Source organism: Paenibacillus uliginis N3/975 (assembly GCF_900177425.1).
GTDB classification, from domain to species: domain Bacteria; phylum Bacillota; class Bacilli; order Paenibacillales; family Paenibacillaceae; genus Paenibacillus_AQ; species Paenibacillus_AQ uliginis.
Genome location: NZ_LT840184.1, coordinates 1,639,222 through 1,662,578, shown reverse-complemented (window position 1 = coordinate 1,662,578; position 23,357 = coordinate 1,639,222). Strand labels below are relative to the sequence as shown.

Below are 23,357 nucleotides of genomic sequence, written 5' to 3'. Positions count from 1 at the left end.
ACCCAATTCGTTTAAAAACACTAAGTATCCGGTAAAATAAAAAACCTCTGTTACATATCAGTATTCTTATTGTAACAAACCTGTTCTTTTTATTGGCAGCGTTTCCTTTATAATCATGTAGTGAATGTACACAAGGGAGAGAATCATTTATGAACATCATCTTAGCTTTACTAATTTGGACTGCAGGAGGAATGGGAGTAGCTAGCCATCCAGACGGTCAGGTGACCAACTTGCTCCACACTACGGTTAATTCCGCCATAACCCAGCAGCAAAACACCGGAAATACCGGTTCCAAGCAAACAACTGTGAAAAGCGATCCACAGGAAGAAGCACCCAAAGTGAAAGGAATCTATGTGACAGCTTACAGTGCAGGCGGTTCACGCATGGATCAACTCGTGAATCTGTTAGACAAGACCGAACTGAATGCCATGGTTATTGATATTAAAGATGATGAGGGTTACATAACGTATAAGACGGATAATCCTAAGCTTAAAGAACTTGGAAAGCCGCAGCCTTTTATTAAAGACATCGATAAATTGATGCAGCGGCTGAATAAGCATGACATTTATCCGATCGCCAGAGTGGTTGTATTCAAAGACACGATCCTCGCAAAAAAAAATCCTGAGCTTTCCTTCCGTAAAGGCGACGGCAGTGTATGGCAAAATGGCAGAGGCGAAAGCTTTGTTAGCCCGTATAACAAAGAAGTGTGGGACTATAACATTGAAATTGCCAAGGAAGCGGCTAAACTCGGGTTTAAAGAAATCCAGTTCGATTACGTTCGTTTCCCAGAAGGGTTCGAAAAACGAGCCGATTCCTTGAAATATACGAAGAGTAATCAATCCCGTGTTGATGTCATATCTGAGTTTGTTAAATATGCCCGTAAAGAACTCGCACCGCTCGGCATTCGGGTATCGGTTGATATTTTTGGATATGCAGCTTCTGTACCGGCAGCAGAGGGTATCGGTCAGGATTTTGTTAAGATTTCCAAGCATGTGGACGTCATCAGCCCCATGGTATATCCGAGTCATTACACGACAGGCTGGTTCGGCTCCAAGGTGCCTGACAAAGCGCCTTATCAGACAATCAAGGGTTCTATGAAAGACACACATACAAAACTCGATCCGCTCGGCTCCTACAAGCCAATTATCCGTCCTTGGATTCAGGACTTTACCGCCAGCTGGCTCGGTAGCGGTAATTATGCCAAATACGGCAAAAAAGAAATTGAAGAACAAATCCGTGCGCTTCAGGATATGAATGTAGATGAATACCTGCTCTGGAATGCGGCTAATCGCTACACTCCAGGTGTAACTTACAAGTAAACCGCCATTATGATCCATACTCGAAAGGTCCGGCCACACGTGCCGGACCTTTTTATTTCCTTACTGATTGTTATATCGGAGCAGATTGATTACAATAGAAAGTTGTGCTTAAAAATATAATACCAGCAAAGAAGGCTCTCATTCTATGAATAAGACATTTACAACCCGGCAGAAGCTGAAGCAATTTGCTGTTATCCTGCTTCCTATTCTCATCACACAGCTTGCTCTGTCTGCCATCACTTTTTTCGATACGAATATGTCCGGTAAATTTAGCTCGGCAGATCTTGCCGGGGTAGCTATTGCAACAAGTATTTGGATACCTGTTCAGACTGGACTCAGCGGTATTCTAATGGGTATCACTCCGATTGTGTCTCAATTTATGGGCGCCCGTAGGGAGGATAAAGTAGCTTATCAGGTTATACAGGCCCTGTGGCTGGCCGTTATCCTAGCTCTGGTTGTACTCGGTATTGGATATCTCGCCGTACCCAATATACTGAACGCCATGACGCTGGAGCCTGCTGTCAGAAACATCGCTTCCCAGTTCCTGATGGCTATCTCAGCCGGTATTGTTCCATTGTTCGCTTATACCGTGCTCCGCTGCTTCATTGACGGTCTCGGACAAACCCGGGTATCCATGGTCATTACGCTTATTTCGTTGCCAATCAACGTAACGCTGAACGCCCTATTCATATTTGGTAACTGGGGCTTCCCGAGACTTGGCGGTGTTGGTGCAGGTATTGCCTCAGCCATCACATACTGGGTTGTCTTTCTCGTTGCAATTGTGGTTGTTCATAACATGCATCCATTTTCCAGCTTCCGCATATTTCGAAGCATTCCGAAGATTTCGATTGCCGCCTGGAAGGGTCACTTGAAGATCGGTGTGCCCATCGGTTTCTCGATTTTTTTTGAAACAGCGGTATTTGCGGCGGTCACCCTGATGATGAGCAATTTTGATACTGTTACCATTGCAGCTCATCAGGCAGCCATGAACTTTGCAACGACCTTATACATGCTTCCCCTCAGCATCTGCATGAGCCTGACGATCTTGGTTGGATTTGAAGCCGGGTCCGGTCGCATGAAAGATGCTAGGCAGTATGCCAAGCTTGGAATCGGACTAGCCGTTATCCTATCTTTGCTTACTGCGGTTATTCTGATGCTGTTCGGCCGTCAGGTAGCAGGCCTCTATTCTAATGAGCCGGGCGTTGTAGAACTGATACAACAATTTCTGCTATACGCCATCTTTTTTCAAATATCCGATGCCATCGCCACACCGACCCAAGGGGCATTACGCGGATATAAAGACGTTAACGTGGCATTTATGCTCGCGTTTCTCTCTTACTGGGTCATCGGCCTGCCTGTAGGTTATGTGCTGGCTAACTTCACCTCTTTGGCCGCCTTCGGATATTGGATCGGATTAATTACAGGCCTTGCTGTGGGGGCCACCCTTCTGCTCATCCGTCTGGTTAAAGTTCAGCGCAAATTTGCCCGCGGCAAGCTTGCTGATGCACAATAAATTCACCAACAGTAAAGGGACCGCCATCAGGCAGTCCCTTTTTTACGTTTCTATAACATATGCTGTGCCGGGAGAAATCCGCTTCTTTTCAAGCAAGGTCACTTCCCGGATATCCGGCATCGTTAGAAAATGCCGCTCAACATGCTCATCCACCGCAGAAAACGCTTTTTCCTCATCCTCTGCAGCCGTTATCACTACCAGCTTGCCTTTGTCACATTCCACTTCCAATCGGTATAAATACATCACACTCTCCCCTTTCTGGTCAAGAATATATTTGGAAAAAACCCCACAGGATTTCCTGTAGGGCCGGTTCTGGAATAGTCGATTATTGAGACAGGCGTAGTGCCAGCTCGTACATATCCATGTCGAATTCTTTTTTCGTGTTGACGACTTTGTCAATATCCGTAAGAACTAACTCGCCTTTAATAATACCGCAGCCTTTATCCGACTCACCTTGAATCAGACTTCGAACCGCGAAGTCGCCAAGGCGGCTTGCGAGGTTACGGTCAAACGGAGTTGGTGCTCCACCGCGCTGAATGTGACCCAGTACGGTTACACGCGCATCGATAGAGGCATGACGCTCCTTCAGAGCGTTCGCCACATCTTCGCCTTTGCCGACTCCTTCAGCCACAATCACAATACTATGACGTTTACCGTTGCAGAAGTTGTCCTTCATCCGGTCAGCAATTTCATCCATGTTATACGGTACTTCAGGCACCAGGATCGTTTCCGCTCCGGAGGCAAGACCCGCATGCAGGGCAATATCCCCACAGTGCCGTCCCATAACCTCTACAACGGACGAACGAGCATGAGAGGACATCGTGTCACGCAGCTTGTTAACCGCGTCCACAACAACGCTCACAGCCGTGTCAAAGCCAATCGTATAATCGGTAAATGAAATATCGTTGTCAATTGTACCTGGAAGCCCCATCGTTTTAATACCCAGCTTGCTCAGCTTGTTAGCACCCTGATAAGAGCCGTCTCCGCCAATCACAACAAGACCGTCGATACCGTGCTGATTCAATACGTCAGCACCCTTCTGCTGGCCTTCTAGTGTCTTGAACTCCGGACAGCGAGCGGATTGCAGAATCGTACCTCCGCGCTGGATGATATCGCCCACGCTGCGAAGATCCATTTTATAAATTTCATTATTAATCAAACCTTGATAACCGCGTTGGATACCATATACTTCTAGCCCGTGATACAATCCGCTTCGAACAACGGAACGCAGTGCCGCGTTCATCCCCTGGGAATCTCCCCCGCTTGTTAGAACTGCAATTTTTTTAACTTCTGCCATGTTCTTCTTCCTCCTTATTGTCACTCATTCTTATGCTTGCGGATCCATCGACTATTGACAAAAAAGAAAAGACGCGTCATCGGACTTCTCTTCATCAACCGTTTGGATACGGAGCGAACCAATTGCTGTTCGCTGACTTTGGGATCGGATAAATATAAAGCCAGTAATCCCTCAATGATCATACGATGAAAAGGAGTTGAGGGAATTGCTGTAACATCCTTCCGGGCCCATTCAACGATGGAAGCGATACGGTTCAGCATCGTATCGGCGTCTTCATAATAATTGCAGAAGTTAAGATCGCCGCCCAACCTGTCTTCGTCTTGATCGATCAGATAATCCAGCATAATGTGGAGACTGCATACATTGGGAAAGTAAGACGCATGAATGGAAGATGCATCCTGTTCATCCAGAAATGGATCCGTTGCAGCCAAAAACAACATGAATACCCCAAGGGTAGATCCTGTTGCGGCAGCAAACTCATTCCACCTTAGATGAGGCGTCCGATGGGCTTGCTGTGACCACCATTCCAGGAGCGCAGCTTCCCTTTTTTCCGGATGAATATGCTTGTACACCTGTAAGTCAATATAAAGCTCGGCCAAATCCCGAATATACGGCTTGGCAGCTTCGTATCCCGAAAGCTGACTTATGCAGTCCCGGCAGGTCTGTACAAGACGCCCTAGGTAACCGCCATCTTCTTTTTCCGAACGATATGCATAGTAATCCGCCGGCTTCGTACCCGGAGTCACCGCATCCAGCATCGACTGGTGAAGCTGCCTGAAGTCGACAGGATCCAAGGAAGTACTGCGGTCGCATAAATTATCGAGATAGTCGCTAATGGTCTGATAAGCCACTATTAACGGAATCAAAATATGCTTATCCGGTAGGCTTGCCGCGGCATAAACTGCCCCGCCCTGGCAATGAAATTGCTTCGTCTCAATGCTGGCAAGTGCCTGCTTTCGGAGCTCCTCATCGGGAATTTGTTCGGCGTCCCGTCGCCATTGGTCCAGCTCGGCAGCCACTTCCGGGAGAATGAACTTATACACCCGGGTCATGAGGCCGACCGGACTACGCGGAACTTTACGGCTTAGCTCTTGATCATTCAATGAACTCTGCCTCCACATGGTTGTCATTTTTATACCTACCCAAATCAAACCTATTATAATATGATCGACTCTTTTGTACAAATAACACACATCATTGAAGAAATATTTCGGGTAATTTCAGCACTATGCTATACTTAGCGTTGTCATACAACCCATGCTCTAAACTGAGTTTCTTCATGTTGAAGTACAGAAATGAAATGGAGTCTTGCAATCATGAAATTAACCGCCTTTTCCAGGCCGGATCAGAACTGGCTTCGCGCTTTCATGTTTACCATCTTTGGAACGACAGCGCTCGTCATTTCCTACTTCCCCCTTTACTATAAAGAACTCGGATTCACAAGCAGCCAAATCGGTTACCTATATGCTGTTGGACCGCTGATCTCGATGTTTTCCAACATGATCTGGAGCTTGGCAAGCGATAAATATCAAACACTCAAAAAAATTATGATTATCCTCATTTCCGGACAGCTGTTCATGCTGCTTGCGATGACCGGCGCATCCGGGTTTACTCCTGTCTTTTTGATTATCACGATTTTCTACTTCTTCTATTACCCTGTCTATCCTCTAGCCGATACAATGGCTATTCAAACTGCTCAGCGTTATGGCCGAAGCTTTACGGTCATTCGGGTGTTCGGCTCTTTAGGATATGCCTTTTTTGCATTGGGGATTGGATATGTTATCAGCGTTGCGGGCGCATCTTGGACACTCGGGATCGGTATCGGAATCGGTATAGCCGCCCTACTCTCCTCTCTGCTACTGCGGGACGGTGTTATGAAAAGATCAGAAAGTATGGGGATGTCAGATCTACTGAAAGTGCTTCGCTCCAAGGAAATCTTGTGGTTTTTCGCCTGTGTCTTCTGTCTTGCCTTGGCACACCGGATGAACGAGGCTTTCCTGACGTTGACGCTGTCACAGCTAGGGGCTGGCGAAGGCTTGATCGGTTGGTCGCTCATGATTTCTGCCATTAGCGAAATCCCGATCTTCTATCTCCTTAGTAAGTACGGCGACAAGATCAAAGAGCTCCCACTGCTTGGCTTCGCAAGCTTGATGTACGCCCTTCGCTTCCTACTCATGGGGCTCGCGAACGATCCCATAAGTGTACTGGCAATTCAGACCTTGCACAGCGTTACCTTCGGCGTGTTTTATGTTACTGCGGTCCGTTATATCACCCGACTTGTACCAGGCCGTTACCGGGCGACCGGGATAGCACTGTTTACGGTGTTCTGGTCCAGTGCATCCGGGCTGATCAGCGGTACCTTTGGCGGGATGATGTTTGAAACAGCCGGCAGGACTTACTTCTACTATCTAGCCACTGTCCTTGCTTTCGTGGCTGCACTAGGATTTCTGGGAAGACATCTGTTTGCCAAGCCGATGGATACTTTTGTGGAATAAGACAAAAAGGCACAGCTCTCAATGAGAACTGTGCCTGATGCCTTAGTAAACAAATATCCTGATTAAGATCACTCTTAATCTATAAGATCTCCGTTATAGGAGTTAACTTACAGTTTTGTTACGTTGGCTGCTTGAGCACCACGGTTACCTTCAGTGATTTCGAACTCAACCGCTTGGCCTTCTTCCAAAGTTTTGAAGCCGTCTCCTTGGATTGCGGAGAAGTGTACGAATACGTCTTCGCCACCTTCAACCGAAATAAAGCCGTAACCTTTTTCTGCATTAAACCATTTAACTGTACCTTTCAAATGAACAACCTCCTAAAAATACCGCCATCTATGGCGAATATCCATATTATATCCCATGTTTTCTGACAATGCAATCCATCATTTTGCTGTCTCAGCTTTTTTTAAAGCGTTTTTCTTATTTGCTTTTCAGACCACGAGTGCGTTATCATTTACACAAAAAGCCCAATAGTAACGGAGAATGCATATGATAAAAAAACATGAAATATACAAAAAAGACAAATGGAACATGATGACAGTTGAGGTGCAGGGTCGCTACATCGTTCTTCGTGAAATTTCCGACCAATGGGGTGAAGAGACACATACCTTCATGAGCCGTCCAGCTTTGATGCACTGGGCACAAAACCGTTTTTCGAAACAAGAGTATGAAGGACAGGAAGATGAATGGCGGCGCATAATGGACGCCTTCAAGCAGGTATAAACAGATGAACTATACCAACGCTGTTATCTTCATTATTCTTGCTTTCAGCCTTGGGCTCATCATGATCATGAATAAGGACAGTATCCCTCAGAAGATCCGAAAAGGAATGGCTTTGACCGCTGTCGCCTTGATCTTGTTTGCCTTCTACATTATTGTTTACAGTTTATACACCATGGGTTCCTCCTAAAGTAAAGGATGAAAGAGACAGGGACGCGGCATACTATCGCTCGAAGCTATTTTTCGAGGAGGTAATGCCCAATGAAGCGTGCGAGAGCACTCTGCCTGACTTTAGCGCTAAGTCTCCTGCCACTTCCCGCTCTTCACTCAGACGTTTTAGCTGAAGGAGCCCGATCTATATCATATTCTCATCAATCAAGGAGGATTCCCATGGAAAAAGTAATGAAACGTTCGGAAGTCCCTACCGAACACCAGTGGAAGCTACAAGATCTGTTCACAGATCAGAAAGCTTGGGACAATGCTTACAATGAAGTTCAACGTCTGATTAAGACTGCCGCCGATTTCCAAGGCAAGTTAACCAATGCGGAATCGATCAAACAGTGCTTCGATCTTGAAGATGAAGTGGGGCTTCATACCGAGAGACTATTCGTTTACGCACATATGCATCATGACGAAGATACGGCCAATCCTACATACCAAGCTCTTACCCAAAAGGCAAAAAAGCTTAGCGTCGAAGTCGGTGAAGCTCTTTCTTTCACTACACCGGAAATTCTTGCTTTGTCGGAAGGTGAGCTTGATAAGCTGATCGCTGACCCAACACTTGCAGACTACCGGTTCACCTTGACAGAAATGAAACGTGAGAAAGCCCATATTCTGTCCAAGGCCGAGGAAGCTCTTCTTGCTCAGGTCGGCAACATGTCCTCTGCACCGCAGACGATTTTTGGCATGCTGAACAATGCAGATATGAAATTCCCGAAAATCAAAGACGAAAACGGCAAAGAAGTAGAATTAACGCACGGCAGCTACATCCAGTTCCTTGAGAATCCGAACCGTGAAGTGCGCGAAGCGGCCTTCAAAGCGGTTTATGAAACCTACGGTAAGCAAAAGAACACCATCTCCGCCACACTAAGTGCCAACGTGAACAAGAACATATTTTATTCTCGTGTGCGCAAGTACCCTTCCGTACTGGAAATGTCCCTATATGGCGATAACATTCCGAAGGAAGTGTATACGAACCTGATCGATACGATTCATGAAAGCTTGCCTCTGCTGCATCGTTACATGAATCTCCGAAAAAAGCTGCTGGGCGTGGATGAGCTTCATATGTACGACCTGTTCGCTCCGCTCGTGGAAGAATACAAGATGGACATCACTTACGATCAAGCGAAGCAGACGATCAAGGATGGACTTCACCCACTTGGAGAGGATTATCTGAAAAACCTTCAAGACGGTTATGACAATGGCTGGATCGATGTCTATGAGAATGAAAACAAACGTACCGGCGCATACAGCTGGGGAGCTTACGGCACACATCCTTACGTGCTGCTGAACCATAAGGACAATCTGAACAGTATGTTCACACTTGCTCATGAAATGGGTCACGCGCTGCATTCGTTCTACTCGGACACCAACCTGAAGTACCGTGATGCCCAGTATACGATCTTCCTCGCTGAAGTCGCTTCTACAACCAATGAAGCGCTGCTGATGGATTATCTGCTGAAGAAATCTACGGATCCAAAGGAAAAAATGTACCTGCTTACCTACTATGCAGATCAGTTCCGCACTACTGTGTTCCGTCAGACCATGTTCGCAGAGTTCGAGAAGATCGTACACGAACGTGCTGAAAGCGGCGAATCGCTCACTCCTCAGGACCTCTCGGATATCTATTATGACCTGAATGTGAAGTATCACGGCAAGAACATGACTGTAGATAAAGAAATTGGCATGGAATGGGCACGCATACCGCATTTCTATAACAGCTTCTATGTTTACAAATACGCAACAGGCTTCTCGGCGGCAACCAGCTTCTCGAAGCAAATTCTTGAAGAAGGCCAACCAGCCGTTGACCGCTACCTCGGTTTCCTGAAAAGCGGCGGAAGTGATTTCTCCATCAATATTTTGAAAAAAGCCGGAGTCGATATGTCTTCCCCAGAGCCGATCCGCGAAGCGATGAGCGTATTCGAAAATGTGATCTCCCAGATGGAAGAACTGACAAAATAAAACCCGGACCTGTAGAAATCCGTAATAAAATCCCTTGCCCCCTGCGGCAAGGGATTTTATACTGTGATGAAAGGAGGTGTCCAGATGAAAATGCAATGGTCACTTATTGCAGGACTCCTGTTCGCACTGCTTACTGCGGTGTTCGCCGTCATCAACGTCGACCCCGTGGATGTAAACCTATTATTCGGAATGGTTCACGTCCCTCTTATCCTGCTGATTATCGGCTGTACGCTGATTGGTGGCATAATTGTCGGCTCATACGGAATATACCGTCAGTACCAGATGCAAAAGGAGATTAAATCCCTTGCAGGACAGCTTATACATATTCAAGAAGTAACAGGCTACACGCCGGATCTCACGGAAGAGGCTGAAACAGCATCTCAGGACCAGGAAAACATCCCCCAATAGTACGGCGATGAATCATCCATCCTGTTCAGCCGAGTCATATTAATTCAATCAAGTTAGGAGCGCTTTATCGTGTCTATACAACCTAATGAAAGCTATATTCTATCTCTGCTCAAAGATTTACTGGAAACGCCAAGCCCTACAGGCTTTACCGGACATATCATGAAACGAATTGAACAAGAAGCTACAAATTTGGGAGTATCTTTGACCCGTAATGAAAAAGGCGGAGCCATCCTCTCCGTTCCGGGGCAGGACGAAACCCATACCATTGGTCTTAGCGGTCATGTGGATACGCTCGGCGCCATGGTCCGTGCGATTAAATCCGAAGGAACATTGCGGCTGACAAAAGTCGGCGGCTTCATGATGAACAGCATTGAAAATGAATACTGTGTTATCCATACACGCAGCGGAAAAACTTACACCGGTACAATTCTGTCCACCCAGCCATCCGTTCACGTATATGACGATGCCCGGACTTTTGAGCGTCAAGAAAGTCATATGGAAGTCCGCATTGATGAGGTTGTTGAAAATGCGGAAGATGTCAAAAAACTTGGCATTTCTGTCGGTGATTTTGTATCCTTTGATTCCCGAGCTGTCATTACACCGAGTGGGTATATCAAGTCACGCCATCTTGATGATAAAGCCAGTGTAGCTGCTCTGTTCGGACTGCTTGAGTCCATGAAACGTGAAGACTGGAAACCACGCTGTAATGTAAAAGTACTCATCTCCAACTATGAGGAAGTCGGACATGGAACGGCATACATCCCTTCTGATATTAAAGAATTCATCGCTGTTGATATGGGCTGCATCGGTGACGACCTGAGTTGTAAAGAAACCGACGTATCGATCTGTGCCAAGGATTCTTCAGGTCCATATGATTATGATATGACAGGCCGTCTCATTCAGCTTGCAGAGGCCGAGGGAATTCCGTATGCGGTCGATATTTATCCACATTATGGATCTGACGCTTCTGCAGCTCTGTCTGCAGGAAGCAACATCCGGGCTGCACTTATTGGTCCCGGTGTTCATGCCTCCCATGCAATGGAAAGAACACATAAACAGGCCGTTTTGAATACGACTAAATTGCTTGCAGCTTATGTGAAATAATATCTTATAGTACGTGTTCAAAAAGGTCGGTTTTCAGCACCGAGAAGGTTGGATGAAGCTAGGGACTGAGGAGCGGAGCGTACGTTTTGGGTACGTGAGCACCGGAAGGACCGGCTGAATTCAAGATTCGATGCCGAACCCACTTCCTGATCCACTTCGTGATCAAAAGCGGACTTTTTGAACAACCTCTTATACTGAACCAAGCAGCACAAAGAGGGGCTGTCCGAAATAGGTCTATGACCTTTAATTCGGACAGCCCCTGCTGTATATTCCATGATATAAAGGCTATCTAACCAGCACAACCCATCTAGCCTTTGCTCTGTTCAATTTTTTCAGCCAACTCATTAAGATAAGTCCAGCGGTCCATTAAACGTTCCAACTCCGCTTCACTGGCTTGCAAAGCGTTCATCAATTCCTGTAGACGTGACGCATCACTTGCAGCGGTCTCCATATCGGATTGAATTTGTACCATCTTAGCCTCAGCAGCCTCAATCAACTCATCAATCTGTTCAAACTCCCGCTGCTCGTTGTAACTGAACTTGAGCTTCTCCCGCGGCGTTTCTTTGGCTGTTATTGCAGAGGCTGGATTCGTCTGACCCTTGCTTCCTGCTCCGGACGAAGGATCACTCTTTCGGGAGGATGACGACGATCCACTGGCGTTACGGGACATCCACTCGGCATACTCGCTGTAAGAGCCCACATGAACGCGAACCTGCCCCTCTCCTTCAAATGCCATAATCTTGTCTACGGTCCGGTCAAGAAAGAATCTGTCATGGGATACAACGATAACTACTCCTGGAAAATCATCGAGATACTGTTCCAACACGGACAGGGTTTGGATATCCAGATCATTAGTCGGTTCATCCAGTAGCAGCACATTCGGTGCGCTCATCAGCACCCGCAGCAAATACAGCCTCCGCTTCTCCCCACCGGACAGCTTAGCGATAGGCGTCCACTGCATTGCCGGCAGAAACAAAAACCGTTCCAGCATCTGCGCTGCTGTGATGGAAGCACCTTCGGCCGTCCGCACCACTTCCGCTTCTTCCTTAATATATTCAATAACACGCAGGCTACCATCCATCTCTTGATGTTCCTGTGTGAAATAACCAAGTTTAACAGTCGGGCCCGTAATAACCTCCCCGCCATCAGCCTGCAGACTGCCCGAAATGAGGTTCAGCAACGTAGACTTCCCGCTCCCGTTCGGCCCCACAATGCCAATCCGATCTTCAGGAACTGCAATATAGGAAAGGTTCTCAATAAGAACTTTGTCACCTACACGCTTAGTGAGATGCTCAATCTCTAAAATTTTACGCCCAAGCCGCGTGGAAGCCACAGAAACATCAATTTCTCCGGTCGAATGAATAAGTTCCTGCTCCTTCAAGCTTTCAAAACGATCAATTCTTGCCTTCTGCTTGGTCGTCCGGGCTTTGGCCCCTCTCCGCATCCAGGCAAGTTCATTTCGGAACAGGTTTTGCCGTTTCTGTTCTGCAGCAGCTTCCCGCTCCTCTCGATCGGCCTTTAACTCCAGAAATTTGCTGTAGTTCGCTTCATAACGGAACAGACGCCCATGATCCAATTCCAGCATAACGTTGGCTACGCGGTCAAGAAAATAACGATCATGGGTAATCATGAGCAGCGCGCCGCGCCGTTTTTGTAAATACTGCTCCAGCCAAGCCACCGATTCATTATCAATATGGTTAGTCGGCTCGTCCAGAATAAGCAAATCGGATGGTTGGATCAAAGCGGCTGCAAGCGCCACCCGTTTCCGCTGCCCACCGGATAGCGTACCCATCTTGGCATCGTAATGGCGAACGCCCAGCTTGGAAAGAATCGTCTTGGCGTCACTCTCCAGCTGCCATGCTTGCAAGGCGTCCATACTCTGGTTCAGCTTCAGCAGTTTCTCCTGCAGCTCGGTGTGATCGGGATTGATCTCCAGTAGCTCCATCGTTTCCGTGTAATCACGAACGAGCTTCATCTCTGGAAGATCACCTGCGAACACCTGCTGCAGCACGGTATTATCCGGATCAAAATCCGGATTTTGGGCCATATACTGAATCTTGATCCGGTTGCCTACAGCAATTTTGCCGGAATCAGCCGGCTCTAGGCCAGCTATAATCCGCAGGAACGTAGATTTCCCTGTTCCGTTCACTCCAATAACACCGATTTTATCTTGATCCTCCATTCCGAAGGACGCATTCTGAAACAATATTTTATCACCATAGCTTTTGGTCAGTTGTTCAACAGTCATGATATTCATCGATTTATTCCCTACTTATTTATGAATTTACCTCATCATATCATGGCAGAGGTCTGCTGTCGAAACACGCTGCTCTTACAAGAATGCTGCTGCCACCCAAGCGGCAAATCCCCCAATAAGCGAGCTGATCAGGTTCACTGCGTCGTTTGTCATCCAGTCCCATCCGCCGGAACGCTCCGTAGGCTGACCGCAATGCTGATGAACCTCCACATCCTTGCCGCAAATGGTACAGCGATACATTTTCTGTACGGTTGCCCCCATCCATGAATCGGTAAAAGCTCCCACTAATCCGCCAATAAGACCAGCTGTTGCATATGTAAGCAGATCTGGCTCTAAACCAGACCATATACCAAACAGCCATGCTCCTGCTCCTATTACGGCTCCCCCAAGGGCTGCGGCTGTTGAACCTAGCCATGAGACACCACCGGACGTTCCAGGCGGCAGAGATTTGCCGTTCAGGATCGATCTCGGCGGTCTGCGGCTCAAACTCCCGATTTCTGTAGCCCATGTATCAGCTGTCACCGCAGCCATTACCCCTATAAACAAAAACTTCCACGCTTCATGAGGATACATAAAGTGAAGGAGACACAGAACCATGCCAATGCCTCCGTTGGCAAATACCTGTCCAGCATCACGCTTGCCGGTCTTGGCATAAGACTTCTCTAAATCTTGCTTGCTTCCTTGATGATATTTCGATAGCAGTGTAGACGTCATGAAAAAAAGAAGCAGGGTTCCGAACCAAAACAGGTTCCCTGCTCCATAATAAACCGTGCCCATCATAACGGCTGCTGCCGCTCCTGATAATGACAACGATTTTTTCAAGTATGCTGCACCTGCTACTATCAGTGCACCCATGGCACCAATCAGCCAGTTCAATGCTTAACCCCCTTACATTTTTGCGAAATCTCTATTCAATCTCGCAGCGTCCAAGACGCACATCGCCCCAGATCAGCTCAAACACATCTCCGCTTTCCGCAGGTCCCACTCCGGCAGGTGTCCCTGTAAAGATCAAATCTCCTTTACCAAGTCCGTAATGATGCCCAATGTAATCAATAATGTTCTGAAGAGAGAAGATCATATCTCCTGCATTTCCACGCTGTACCTCTTCTCCGTTCTTCAAGACCGTAAATTCTGTTTGTAGTAATTGATCATTTCCCGGGAAAGTAATATACGGGGTCAGAGGTGCCGAATTCTTAAATCCTTTAGCCGCTGTCCAAGGTTGTCCCTTTTCTTTAATGACGGACTGCACGTCTCTCAGCGTAAAATCGATACCAAGTGCCATTACCTCAACCAACTCGTCCACCTTCATGCCAGGGGTATAATCCTTAGCTGCCTGAATAACAAGCTCTCCTTCAAAATGGACAATCCCGCGTCCTTGCGGCATCGCCAGGCGGCTACCGTCTAGCAGAACAACCGCATGAGATGGCTTTAGAAATATCATAGGCTCATCCGGTACCGCATTACCTAATTCTGCAGCGTGAAGCCGGTAATTACGGCCGACGCAATAGACGTTGTTTACTAAAGCACACATTCTAAAACCACCCTCTCCATTTTCTGCGCCAAAACGGAATCCGCGGTGCAATCTTATTCAAAAAAAGTTGACCCCACGTATCAGGCCGATTGGTACATATCATAATTTCAGGGCTCATCTTGGCCAAGGAGGCCATGCTACGTTTATCGTCCACAGTCCAAGCCATCGGCGTAATTCCGTTTCTGATCAATTCATCAGCAAAAGCCGCGTCCAGATGAGAGTAACCTATGGACAGAAAAGAACAGCCTATTTTTTTTAGTCGAGACAACAGATCACGTGGGTGTGCATCAATGATGAGACCAACCTGTACTTCAGGGTCTATTTTCTTAGCTCGAAGAAGCGACTTCGGTTCAAAGGATGTCAGAACGATTTCCGATATCATTCCATGGGCATGAATCCGATCCAGTACAGCTTCTTCCAACCCGGGATACATATCCCCGCTGGTCTTCAGCTCAATATTCAGCTTTAATCGGCCTTTGACAAGCTGTAACACTTCGTCCAGTGAAGGGACTTGTTCACCTTGAAACTCCCGTCCTTTCCAGACACCAGCATCCATCCGGCGTATTTCCTGCCAAGTAAGATCCTTTACCTTACCCTTGCCGCTTGTCGTCCGGTCAACGCTGTAATCATGAATAACAATAGGAACGCCGTCACGCGTCAGCTGCACATCAATTTCCATCCAGTTTACAAAAGGCTCATTCATCGCCATTTTAATGGCTGCATGCGTATTTTCAGGCGCTTTGGCTGAAAATCCACGGTGAGCCACGCATAAATTGTTCATGGCAAGACCTCCTATGTGTCTCTTTATGGTGCGTGTCGAGTCTGCAACGTACCTTGCTGCTTTCCAGCACCCGGACACCGCCGCTTAAGCGATTCTACATTTAATTACGAAGATGTTCAGAAGGAATTCGTCCTCATTAACTGTTTTGCCCAAATATTTATACGGATAATATTTGCCATTGGCTTCAAAAACTCATCAATCTTGTCTGGAAAATGATGTATCCCCGGCAAAAAAGAATTTCAGATCCTAAGCCTTTTATAAACGAATATTGTTTATCGGCATAAGCAAAGGCCCTGGGGCGAATGCTTGCTGCACTTCTGGAGAGTCTGGCATGGCCGGATAATAGAATGAGAGTTCTGTTCCGGTCTGCTCCTCCTCCTTGAATACAAAATAATAAGTAAGCACAGTAGCGATCACAATCATAAGGACTAAATTAATAACAGTCCAAACCCGCAGCTGGTGGTTCTTACGGGCCTGCTGCTTGGCTTTTTGTATCTCTGTACGTGATGGGTACATAATTCACCCCTTTTTCTCTCTATGCGGCTTTCCATGAACTCCCTTCATTATACCAAGATCTGTAGAAAAAATAGAACCCCCCGGCTTGCCGGAGGGTAGGTTAACTTTATGTTAATGACCAGATTAGAGCTTGGCTCCAGTTATCTTGGGGTGTATGCGGATTTATTGGCCGATTCCCTGTTTCCAGCTTGTAATGACACAGTCGCTTAATGTTTCCATATAAAGAGGGTCGCTGTTTAAGGAATCGATACGTTCAAGACGCATATCCATTTCTTTCGCAATAGCCTTTGCTTCGATGTCCAGATCGTAAAGTACCTCCAGATGGTCGGACACAAAGCCGATAGGAGCGACAAGCACATCCTCCACCTGCTCTCGTTTAAGATCCTGCAGCGTCTCCAAAATATCTGGACCGAGCCACGGTTCATGTGTACGGCCAGCACTCTGCCAAGTGAACTGCCACTGTCCAACCTTAGCTTGTTCGGCCACGGCCTTTGACGTTTCTAACAGTTGATCCTGATATGGGTCACCCATAGACAAGATCCGTTCCGGCAAGCTGTGCGCACTGAACAATACACGCACACTTTCACGAAAAGCGCCGGCTTCCTCGAACAGATCGAGTTTGGCGCTTACCCGCTTTGCAAGGGCCTCAATCAGTAGAGGATGCATATGATAGCTTTCAACAAAGGAAATCTGAAGCCCCGCTTCCTCTGCTTTAGCCTGTGCACGCTTCACATAAGTACCGACACTCATCACAGAATAGTGAGGAGCAAGAACGATACCGATTGCCTGCTTAATGCCGTCTTTCACCATTTGCTCCACTCCGTCTTCAATAAACGGAGCCGCATGCTTCAACCCTTGATAGCATACAAACTCTACATTCTGTGCGCGTTCATCTCGGTTAAGTGTATCCTGAAGCGTCCGAACCTGCCGGTCGGTATTTTCACGCAGCGGAAATACGCCGCCCACGATAGCCTCATACCGGTCTGTTAGTTCTTTCAACTGCTCATCGGAAGGTTTGTTGCCACGGCGGATATGCGTGTAATAAGCCTCTATTCCTTCCATACTTTCCGGTGTTCCATAGGACATAACCAATACGCCAATTTTGTTACTCATCCAATTCACCTCTGGGCTATTTAGAGTATTCTATCTATTCATTTACCCGTATTATGGACTATTGACGGGCGCCTGCTTCAATTGCTTCTGCAGAATATTCGTGGATATATGCTGTCAATTCGCGAAGCTTTTCCAGAGATGCCTCAGGGAACAGCCCGTGACCCAGATTGAAGATATATCCCGGTTCAAGGATGCCCTGATCAACAATATCCTTAGCATACTGTTTGATGACTTCCATAGGAGCGGTCAATACGGTTGGATCCAAATTTCCCTGCACCGCAAATTGTCCATTTAAGCGCTTCCGCCCTTCAGTAATCGATACTCTCCAATCCAGACCAATGACTTCTGCTTTTAGTCCGGATAAGGTTGGTAGCAGTTCTCCTGAGCTGACACCAGGGAAATATATTTTAGGTACATTCAAATCCTCAAGTTCGGCAAAAATACGGGTAACGGTTGGAAGCACGTACGTCTGGAAGTCACGTGGAGATAGAGCGCCTACCCAGCTGTCGAACAGCTGAAACGCCTTGCCTCCGTTAGCAACATGAGCCCGCAAGTAAGCAATAACCATATCACCTAGCTTGTCCATCAGAGAAAACCATACCTTCGGCTCACTATACATCATCTCTTTGGTGCGTATGTAATTTTTGGATGGACGACCTTCAATCAGATAGCTGGCAATGGTAAATGGGGCACCGGCGAATGTAATCAGCGGAACTTTCAGCTCTTTATCAAGGATGCGAATCGTTTCCAGCACATGGCCGAGATCACCCTCTACATCAATTGGCTTAAGCTTTTCCACATCGGCGGCACTCCGAATCGGATTATCGATAACGGGCCCGATATCTTTCACTATATCAAAGTCCACACCGATCGATGCCACTGGGTTCATAATATCCGAATAAAGAATAGCAGCATCCACACCGAGCTTACGAACCGGCATTAGCGTCACCTCTGCGGCCAGCTCAGGTTGTTTGCAAATTTCGAGGAGTGAATACTTTTCCTTGATCTTGCGATATTCCGGATCGTAGCGGCCTGCCTGCCGCATATACCATACGGGAATATGATCTACTTCCTGCTTCCGGCAGGCTCGAATAAACTGATCATTGTAAGTCATGATTAGGCCCCCATTAATGTAATAAAAAGTTTCCTAAATTACATTATGCCCTTTTTAAAAGTAAGTAACAACCGTCTCTCCGAATCTTCATATGAACATCAGATGACAATACTATGACATAGTAGCCATCAGGAAAATACAAAATATGTTATACTGAAAGAACGGCATTTTTTCGAGAGTCAAATGATCCTGGTTATTCCGGATTGGACAGCTTAGAAAGGAAGTGAAGAGCACATTGAAAACATGGAAAGTGAACCTCATTGTGCTTTGGTTCGGACAATTTCTCGTCAATGCGGGAATGACTATGATCACTCCATTCCTGACTTTATATCTAGCACAAGATTTGAATGTCGTTGGGGAGCATGAAATTGGAGTATGGGCTGGTCTAATATTCGCTGCCAACTTCTTAACCTCATTTATATTCCAGCCTATCTGGGGAAAAGTTGCGGATAAATATGGCCGTAAACTGATGCTGCTCCGTTCTGGCTTTGGTATGGCACTCGTCATTGCGTGTATGGGGTTCGCCACACATCCATGGCATCTTCTTGTGCTTCGTCTGCTAAACGGTACCATTTCCGGTTTCAACCCGGCAGCGATTTCACTCGTATCTGGAACCACACCGAAGAACCGAATGGGCTTTGCGATGGGTATCATGCAATCCGGTCAGGTGGCTGGTACAATTCTCGGCCCGTTAATCGGTGGATTAATGGCGAATTGGATTGGATTCCGTCCGATATTTTACATTACAGGCGTTCTCATTTTTGCAGCTTCCCTGCTTGCATTGTTTCTCGTTAAGGAGAATTTTAACCGCGAAGAGGCGCTGGCGGTTCCACAGGTTTCGGTTATTGCCGGCTTGAAGGAGCTCAGCCATACACCCCAACTGCCTGCACTGTTTGCCGTTACATTTCTGCTACAGTTCGCGATGATTAGCCCGATGTCCTTGCTGCCGCTATACGTGCAGAAGCTGCATGGCTCATCCGTAGACATTGCACTGTGGGCCGGTTTCGTCATTGCGGTGACCGGATTATCCAATATGATCGCCTCCCCGATACTCGGCAGATTAAGTGACAAGGTCGGAGCTAACCGCATCTTGACCTACGCTTTGATCGGAACCGGGCTTACACTGATACCGCAAGCGTTCGTACAATCAGTATGGCAACTGATTATCGTCCGTTTTATGATGGGTGTGTTTATGGGTGGTCTGCTTCCGAGCGTAAATGCGCTCATCCGATCGTACACTCCGGACGGCATGGAGAGCCGGGCATTTGGCTTCAACACCAGTGCACTCGCCCTCGGCAACATGCTCGGAGCCATCATCGGTGGGTTTTTATCCGGGTTTATCGGTATTGAAGGACTGTTCCTCATATCAGGAAGTCTGCTCATCATTAATATGATCTGGGTCAGACTGAAGCTGTACGCTAACAAGCCGGCACCCCATTTCAGGTGATCCCTAACTGCTAAAAACCCAGAATACAATTCTGATTCCTGCACAGTACAGGAACCAGTTGTATCCTGGGTTTTATCGTTTCATGTGGGACTCGTCATCTTTATTTTTTCTTCTTATTCACCTGAATAACAGTGCCCTCTATAATCACATTAGCAGTCTGTTCTTTGTTATACAGCCAATAGGATGGTGTATCGGTTACATGTTGAATTCGTAAGCGAAACTCCTTTTTCGGCAGCTGATTGGATTGGATAATTAGCATATTACCGTCAACAGTTATGTGTTCGGGTGCGATTGGAATCTCGCCTGCCTCCGTCATGATGATTAAACTGCCGGGAAGCTTAGCGGAAGACTCGTCAATCCGTTTTTGAAAGGAAATGATCACTTGATCGTGATGCGGACGAGCGATCGCGACCGGCTTAGGTGCTTCTTCATACATATATTTTCCAAGATGATATTCGTAAGCAGTCCAAGTTTTAAAACCCATATCCAGCGCCACTTGGCCTAACGAGTTGTACCAATTACGATCTTTAACCATCCATAGTCCTGAGCCAATATCGGCTTGCACACCGAGCGGGATATCCGGATGAACGGCACGAATTTGATCGACAAAATTTTGATACTGGTTAATATACGTCGGCGGCAACGCTTCTTGTGATTTCATCCAGTCAGGCCAATGGGTCTGCAAGAAGTGAACATCAGGACGGACAGTTGAGATCATTTCTGCTGCATCGAGACCTTGAATTTCCCGCAACTTATCAACGGAGTCGTCTCCTGCATCTATAGCAAGCGACCAAGTGGCAACGCGTATATCCTTCCTGGTGTCCCGGACACCACCCTTGCCGTTAATCAGTTCATTAAGAAAACCATTCACCGTATCTACTCTAAACTCTATCCATTTCCCATAAAGCTCTCTGTTCGTCAAATAATAATCAGGATGACTTGGATCTGTAAAATTCGGAATGGAGGAAAGACCATACTGCTGTTGAAATGCCGCTCTAGCTAGCGGTCCGACGTCACCATAAACCCCTCGATTGATACCTTCCCATTCCGGGAAATAAGGCTCCGCAACTTCAATACCATCAAAAGGAATATTTCTTACGAGATCAGCAAGCTTATTTTTCTTCCATTCCACATAGCTCGCACTGTGAGGTGAGAAGCGGTAGTAACCGTCATTGACGGGAGTCAACAACTCCATCTGCCAGGTCGGCCAATCCGAAGGGAAGCCCTCAACGGAGTATGAGCCGTTACCTAAGACAAGTGCCCAGACGGATAATCCCCGACTTTTAAGCGTCTCTACAAGTTCACGGTTAACGTTGTTCTCATTCACGACAAAATACCGCACGGTAGTGTACCCATTTTGTAAAAACTCATCGGCGATGCTTTCTGCTGAGCGATTTTGATAATATGAGAAACTGGGATCGAACTGAATCGTAGGACCATACAGCTCTGCTTCCTTATGTTTGCCTTGAATTGAATTATCGGCGTGTGCATCGGTTATAGGAAGCAACGTAAAAAGGAAGCAAATGACTAGCAAGCATATTCCTAACTCGCGAGTGAAGCGGAACTTACGAGAGTTGTACACTAGTAATCCCCCTTTTCATATAAGCATGGTTTAATTGAAAACCTTCACAAGTCTCTCGGGTAGTTCTATCCATTGATAAGGACAGGCAGCCGCTTTCAAGCCGTACTCTATAATCGTAATAATGGATATCGTTTGGGTACTAGGCACATTGATGTGCCCGGTACTAAAAAAGGCTACCAGATCTTGAATAAACAATTTGAAAAAATCCGATTCTGGTTTCAATATTTTACAGCTGCCAGATTGATAATTTACCGCCATGGTGAAAGGACAATCTTCACCAAGATGATGAATGATCGCCTGTCTGCCATCGGTGAATTCGATGAGCAATGCCGGAGTCGTGTCTGTTCCGATATACATGACTCGTTTCGCATCTGGCCCCAGCATAGAAACGATGGGTTCAATTTGATGTATGGAGTAGTTCTCAAAGGCTCCAGGTCCCCAACTGGAAATGACTTTCATACCGCTGCGCTCAACATTGACATACTCCGCTGCGAACCGTAAGGCTGATGATGAATACAGCGGTGTACCGTGCTGTGCTGCAAGCTCAAACAAGCGGATCGCCGCCTTCCGATCGGGGGCAAAAGTCTTATCCATGTAAGTCGGTTTTCCCGATTGCAGCGGCAGCTGAGCGAGTGCTTCATGCTGTTCCGGGTGATCAGGAGACAGTACGATCAAATAATCACTCTCGTTCACAACTTCTTCAATGGTATTCATCAACTTGACGTTATTCCTTCTGCACCACTCTGCATTACTTAACCCATTCTCTGCATCCTTCACGCCGTAAGCGTATGCGACCTGCATTTCCCCGCCAGATTCGCTCTGGATCCATTCCGGATACTTATTTGCATGCCATTCGTCCAAATAATAATCGATAAATCCAATTTTTTTCATTACATCACTCCTTGCTTTATGAACGAGACTTCTTCACCTTGCTCGGAGGAGCGATAGATTGCCTGGATAATCTTCGATGTTAAAATAACGGTATCGATATGCGACGGTAACTTCTCCCCCGACTTAATACAGGCGAGGAATCCGTCAATCTCGTTCTGAAAGTGATTAGTCTGTGTAAATTTAGGCGTACTATCCAGCAAAGCGCCATGTTTTGCGCTATAAATGGTAAATTCAGCCCCATATTGTAGCCGGATTCCCGCTTTATCACCCAGGAAGTCGATGTACATTTCTTCAACTCCAATATTTTGTGCCCAAGCCCCGTTTACCGTTATAGAAGGCCCAGCGGTTCGAATCAATGCGGTTACGTAATCATCAACATCATAAGTACCGGTACTATCCGGTGGTCCCGCCCACATGTTGAGATATGTGTAATTTTCTATATCCTTACCCAATTTGGAGTAGGTCTGTCCTGAAACTGTTGTGGGATCCGGATCACCTGCGCAATACATCACGAGATCAAGGAAGTGAACCCCCCAGTCAATGAGTGCTCCTCCTCCCGCGACTGCTTTCGTAGTGAAGTCCCCACCCAGCCCCGGAATAGAGCGATGGGCACGAAAGCTTACATATACATGATACAACTCTCCCAGTTCCCCATCTTCAATCATCTTTTTAATGATATTAACGCCAGTATTAAAACGGTTTACGACGCCGATATTCAAAATTTTCCCGGTTGCGTGTTGGACTTTCTGCATCTCAAGAGCTTCCTCATACGTTCTGGCAGCCGGCTTTTCACAAAGCACATGCTTCCCTGCCCGCAAACAATCAATAGCGATCGAAGCATGGCAATTGTTCGGGGTACATATGGAAACTGCATCAACATCAAGGTCATCCAAAATCAAGCGGTAATCCTCAATTGCCGCACCACAGCCATATTGATCTACCGCCTTCTCTGCCCGATCCTTACGTATATCGCAAAAATACTTAATCTCAGCATCTGGATTGGCAAGATAGGCTGGAATATGAGCATTGTTAGCAATGGTGCCGCATCCTATGATCGCTATTATTGTTTTACTCATCAATGTGTCCCT

The 23,357-nt window shown here is 46.8% G+C and carries 23 protein-coding genes; 9 read left to right on the top strand and 14 right to left on the bottom strand.

Translation table 11 applies throughout. The annotated features are described in order from the left end of the window. Window positions 1–191 precede the first annotated feature (191 nt). Both B9N86_RS07620 and B9N86_RS07615 read left to right on the top strand, forming a co-directional pair. On the top strand, window positions 192–1,319 hold the full coding sequence (locus tag B9N86_RS07620; RefSeq protein ID WP_425298603.1) for a putative glycoside hydrolase: 1,128 nt from the start codon (window positions 192–194) through the stop codon (window positions 1,317–1,319). Between the two features lie 145 nt (window positions 1,320–1,464). After that, on the top strand, window positions 1,465–2,832 hold the full coding sequence (locus B9N86_RS07615; RefSeq protein ID WP_208918481.1) for an MATE family efflux transporter: 1,368 nt from the start codon (window positions 1,465–1,467) through the stop codon (window positions 2,830–2,832). Between the two features lie 42 nt (window positions 2,833–2,874). Here B9N86_RS07615 and B9N86_RS07610 read toward each other — a convergent pair whose 3' ends face one another. The 3 genes from B9N86_RS07610 to B9N86_RS07600 form a co-directional block, all read right to left on the bottom strand. After that, window positions 2,875–3,075: a DUF3906 family protein gene (locus B9N86_RS07610; protein ID WP_208918480.1), complete on the bottom strand. Its 201-nt coding sequence runs from the start codon at window positions 3,073–3,075 to the stop codon at window positions 2,875–2,877. 82 nt (window positions 3,076–3,157) lie between these two features. Beyond that, window positions 3,158–4,129 carry a 6-phosphofructokinase gene (gene pfkA / locus B9N86_RS07605; RefSeq protein ID WP_208918479.1) on the bottom strand — a complete coding sequence of 324 codons (972 nt, stop codon included), beginning with the start codon at window positions 4,127–4,129 and terminating at the stop codon, window positions 3,158–3,160. Between the two features lie 20 nt (window positions 4,130–4,149). Further along, on the bottom strand, window positions 4,150–5,232 hold the full coding sequence (locus B9N86_RS07600) for a tetraprenyl-beta-curcumene synthase family protein (RefSeq protein WP_208918478.1): 1,083 nt from the start codon (window positions 5,230–5,232) through the stop codon (window positions 4,150–4,152). A gap of 213 nt (window positions 5,233–5,445) precedes the next feature. On the opposite strand from B9N86_RS07600, the gene B9N86_RS07595 reads away from it, so the two are divergent. Next, window positions 5,446–6,624: an MFS transporter gene (locus B9N86_RS07595; protein WP_208918477.1), complete on the top strand. Its 1,179-nt coding sequence runs from the start codon at window positions 5,446–5,448 to the stop codon at window positions 6,622–6,624. 107 nt (window positions 6,625–6,731) lie between these two features. Here the strand turns inward: B9N86_RS07595 and B9N86_RS07590 are convergent, their stop codons facing one another. Then, on the bottom strand, window positions 6,732–6,929 hold the full coding sequence (locus B9N86_RS07590; RefSeq protein WP_208918476.1) for a cold shock domain-containing protein: 198 nt from the start codon (window positions 6,927–6,929) through the stop codon (window positions 6,732–6,734). Window positions 6,930–7,113: 184 nt separating this feature from the next. On the opposite strand from B9N86_RS07590, the gene B9N86_RS07585 reads away from it, so the two are divergent. The 5 genes from B9N86_RS07585 to B9N86_RS07565 all read left to right on the top strand — a co-directional run bounded on the left by B9N86_RS07585 (window position 7,114) and on the right by B9N86_RS07565 (window position 11,037). Continuing rightward, window positions 7,114–7,347 carry a hypothetical protein gene (locus B9N86_RS07585; protein WP_208918475.1) on the top strand — a complete coding sequence of 78 codons (234 nt, stop codon included), beginning with the start codon at window positions 7,114–7,116 and terminating at the stop codon, window positions 7,345–7,347. Between the two features lie 4 nt (window positions 7,348–7,351). Further along, window positions 7,352–7,534: a hypothetical protein gene (locus B9N86_RS07580; protein WP_208918474.1), complete on the top strand. Its 183-nt coding sequence runs from the start codon at window positions 7,352–7,354 to the stop codon at window positions 7,532–7,534. A gap of 200 nt (window positions 7,535–7,734) precedes the next feature. After that, window positions 7,735–9,525 (top strand): oligoendopeptidase F, encoded by a 1,791-nt coding sequence (gene pepF / locus B9N86_RS07575; RefSeq protein ID WP_208918473.1) that lies wholly within the window; start codon window positions 7,735–7,737, stop codon window positions 9,523–9,525. A gap of 84 nt (window positions 9,526–9,609) precedes the next feature. Next, entirely contained in the window at window positions 9,610–9,933 is a 324-nt protein-coding gene (locus B9N86_RS07570) for a LapA family protein (protein WP_208918472.1), read from the top strand. A gap of 69 nt (window positions 9,934–10,002) precedes the next feature. Next, window positions 10,003–11,037, top strand: a complete 1,035-nt coding sequence (locus tag B9N86_RS07565; RefSeq protein ID WP_208918471.1) for a M42 family metallopeptidase — start codon at window positions 10,003–10,005, stop codon at window positions 11,035–11,037. A gap of 307 nt (window positions 11,038–11,344) precedes the next feature. Here B9N86_RS07565 and B9N86_RS07560 read toward each other — a convergent pair whose 3' ends face one another. The 7 genes from B9N86_RS07560 to hemE form a co-directional block, all read right to left on the bottom strand. Then, a complete protein-coding gene (locus B9N86_RS07560; protein ID WP_208918470.1) occupies window positions 11,345–13,294 on the bottom strand; it encodes an ABC-F family ATP-binding cassette domain-containing protein in 1,950 nt (649 codons plus the stop codon). A gap of 75 nt (window positions 13,295–13,369) precedes the next feature. Then, the gene (locus B9N86_RS07555; RefSeq protein WP_208918469.1) at window positions 13,370–14,170 is read right to left on the bottom strand and encodes a DUF92 domain-containing protein; all 801 of its coding nucleotides are present in this window, start codon (window positions 14,168–14,170) and stop codon (window positions 13,370–13,372) included. Between the two features lie 31 nt (window positions 14,171–14,201). Then, entirely contained in the window at window positions 14,202–14,825 is a 624-nt protein-coding gene (locus B9N86_RS07550) for a fumarylacetoacetate hydrolase family protein (RefSeq protein ID WP_208918468.1), read from the bottom strand. Between the two features lies 1 nt (window position 14,826). Then, window positions 14,827–15,606 carry a glycerophosphodiester phosphodiesterase gene (locus tag B9N86_RS07545; RefSeq protein ID WP_208918467.1) on the bottom strand — a complete coding sequence of 260 codons (780 nt, stop codon included), beginning with the start codon at window positions 15,604–15,606 and terminating at the stop codon, window positions 14,827–14,829. Between the two features lie 255 nt (window positions 15,607–15,861). Next, a complete protein-coding gene (locus B9N86_RS07540; protein ID WP_208918466.1) occupies window positions 15,862–16,122 on the bottom strand; it encodes a hypothetical protein in 261 nt (86 codons plus the stop codon). Between the two features lie 162 nt (window positions 16,123–16,284). Beyond that, window positions 16,285–17,235: a ferrochelatase gene (gene hemH / locus B9N86_RS07535; protein WP_208918465.1), complete on the bottom strand. Its 951-nt coding sequence runs from the start codon at window positions 17,233–17,235 to the stop codon at window positions 16,285–16,287. Between the two features lie 58 nt (window positions 17,236–17,293). Beyond that, a complete protein-coding gene (gene hemE, locus B9N86_RS07530; protein ID WP_208918464.1) occupies window positions 17,294–18,349 on the bottom strand; it encodes a uroporphyrinogen decarboxylase in 1,056 nt (351 codons plus the stop codon). 235 nt (window positions 18,350–18,584) lie between these two features. Between hemE and B9N86_RS07525 the strand changes: the two genes are divergently transcribed. Next, window positions 18,585–19,796: an MFS transporter gene (locus B9N86_RS07525; protein ID WP_208918463.1), complete on the top strand. Its 1,212-nt coding sequence runs from the start codon at window positions 18,585–18,587 to the stop codon at window positions 19,794–19,796. A 100-nt stretch (window positions 19,797–19,896) separates the two neighbouring features. Here B9N86_RS07525 and B9N86_RS07520 read toward each other — a convergent pair whose 3' ends face one another. The 3 genes from B9N86_RS07520 to B9N86_RS07510 form a co-directional block, all read right to left on the bottom strand. Beyond that, complete coding sequence (locus tag B9N86_RS07520; RefSeq protein WP_208920151.1) at window positions 19,897–21,267, bottom strand: N-acyl-D-glucosamine 2-epimerase; 1,371 nt, start codon at window positions 21,265–21,267, stop codon at window positions 19,897–19,899. 141 nt (window positions 21,268–21,408) lie between these two features. Next, window positions 21,409–22,269: a Gfo/Idh/MocA family oxidoreductase gene (locus B9N86_RS07515; RefSeq protein WP_208918462.1), complete on the bottom strand. Its 861-nt coding sequence runs from the start codon at window positions 22,267–22,269 to the stop codon at window positions 21,409–21,411. Next, window positions 22,269–23,345, bottom strand: coding sequence for a Gfo/Idh/MocA family protein (locus B9N86_RS07510; protein ID WP_208918461.1), 1,077 nt, complete (start codon window positions 23,343–23,345; stop codon window positions 22,269–22,271). The genes B9N86_RS07515 and B9N86_RS07510 overlap by 1 nt, the downstream gene beginning before the upstream one ends. Window positions 23,346–23,357 lie beyond the last annotated feature (12 nt).

Bases quoted from the DNA above. Each gene is read 5' to 3' on its own strand.
- B9N86_RS07620 (WP_425298603.1), top strand. From the start codon at position 192: ATGGGAGTAGCTAGCCATCCAGACGGTCAGGTGACCAACTTGCTCCAC.
- B9N86_RS07615 (WP_208918481.1), top strand. From the start codon at position 1,465: ATGAATAAGACATTTACAACCCGGCAGAAGCTGAAGCAATTTGCTGTT.
- B9N86_RS07610 (WP_208918480.1), bottom strand. From the start codon at position 3,075: ATGTATTTATACCGATTGGAAGTGGAATGTGACAAAGGCAAGCTGGTA.
- pfkA (WP_208918479.1), bottom strand. From the start codon at position 4,129: ATGGCAGAAGTTAAAAAAATTGCAGTTCTAACAAGCGGGGGAGATTCC.
- B9N86_RS07595 (WP_208918477.1), top strand. From the start codon at position 5,446: ATGAAATTAACCGCCTTTTCCAGGCCGGATCAGAACTGGCTTCGCGCT.
- B9N86_RS07585 (WP_208918475.1), top strand. From the start codon at position 7,114: ATGATAAAAAAACATGAAATATACAAAAAAGACAAATGGAACATGATG.
- B9N86_RS07580 (WP_208918474.1), top strand. From the start codon at position 7,352: ATGAACTATACCAACGCTGTTATCTTCATTATTCTTGCTTTCAGCCTT.
- pepF (WP_208918473.1), top strand. From the start codon at position 7,735: ATGGAAAAAGTAATGAAACGTTCGGAAGTCCCTACCGAACACCAGTGG.
- B9N86_RS07570 (WP_208918472.1), top strand. From the start codon at position 9,610: ATGAAAATGCAATGGTCACTTATTGCAGGACTCCTGTTCGCACTGCTT.
- B9N86_RS07560 (WP_208918470.1), bottom strand. From the start codon at position 13,294: ATGAATATCATGACTGTTGAACAACTGACCAAAAGCTATGGTGATAAA.
- B9N86_RS07550 (WP_208918468.1), bottom strand. From the start codon at position 14,825: ATGTGTGCTTTAGTAAACAACGTCTATTGCGTCGGCCGTAATTACCGG.
- B9N86_RS07545 (WP_208918467.1), bottom strand. From the start codon at position 15,606: ATGAACAATTTATGCGTGGCTCACCGTGGATTTTCAGCCAAAGCGCCT.
- B9N86_RS07540 (WP_208918466.1), bottom strand. From the start codon at position 16,122: ATGTACCCATCACGTACAGAGATACAAAAAGCCAAGCAGCAGGCCCGT.
- hemH (WP_208918465.1), bottom strand. From the start codon at position 17,235: ATGAGTAACAAAATTGGCGTATTGGTTATGTCCTATGGAACACCGGAA.
- hemE (WP_208918464.1), bottom strand. From the start codon at position 18,349: ATGACTTACAATGATCAGTTTATTCGAGCCTGCCGGAAGCAGGAAGTA.
- B9N86_RS07515 (WP_208918462.1), bottom strand. From the start codon at position 22,269: ATGAAAAAAATTGGATTTATCGATTATTATTTGGACGAATGGCATGCA.
- B9N86_RS07510 (WP_208918461.1), bottom strand. From the start codon at position 23,345: ATGAGTAAAACAATAATAGCGATCATAGGATGCGGCACCATTGCTAAC.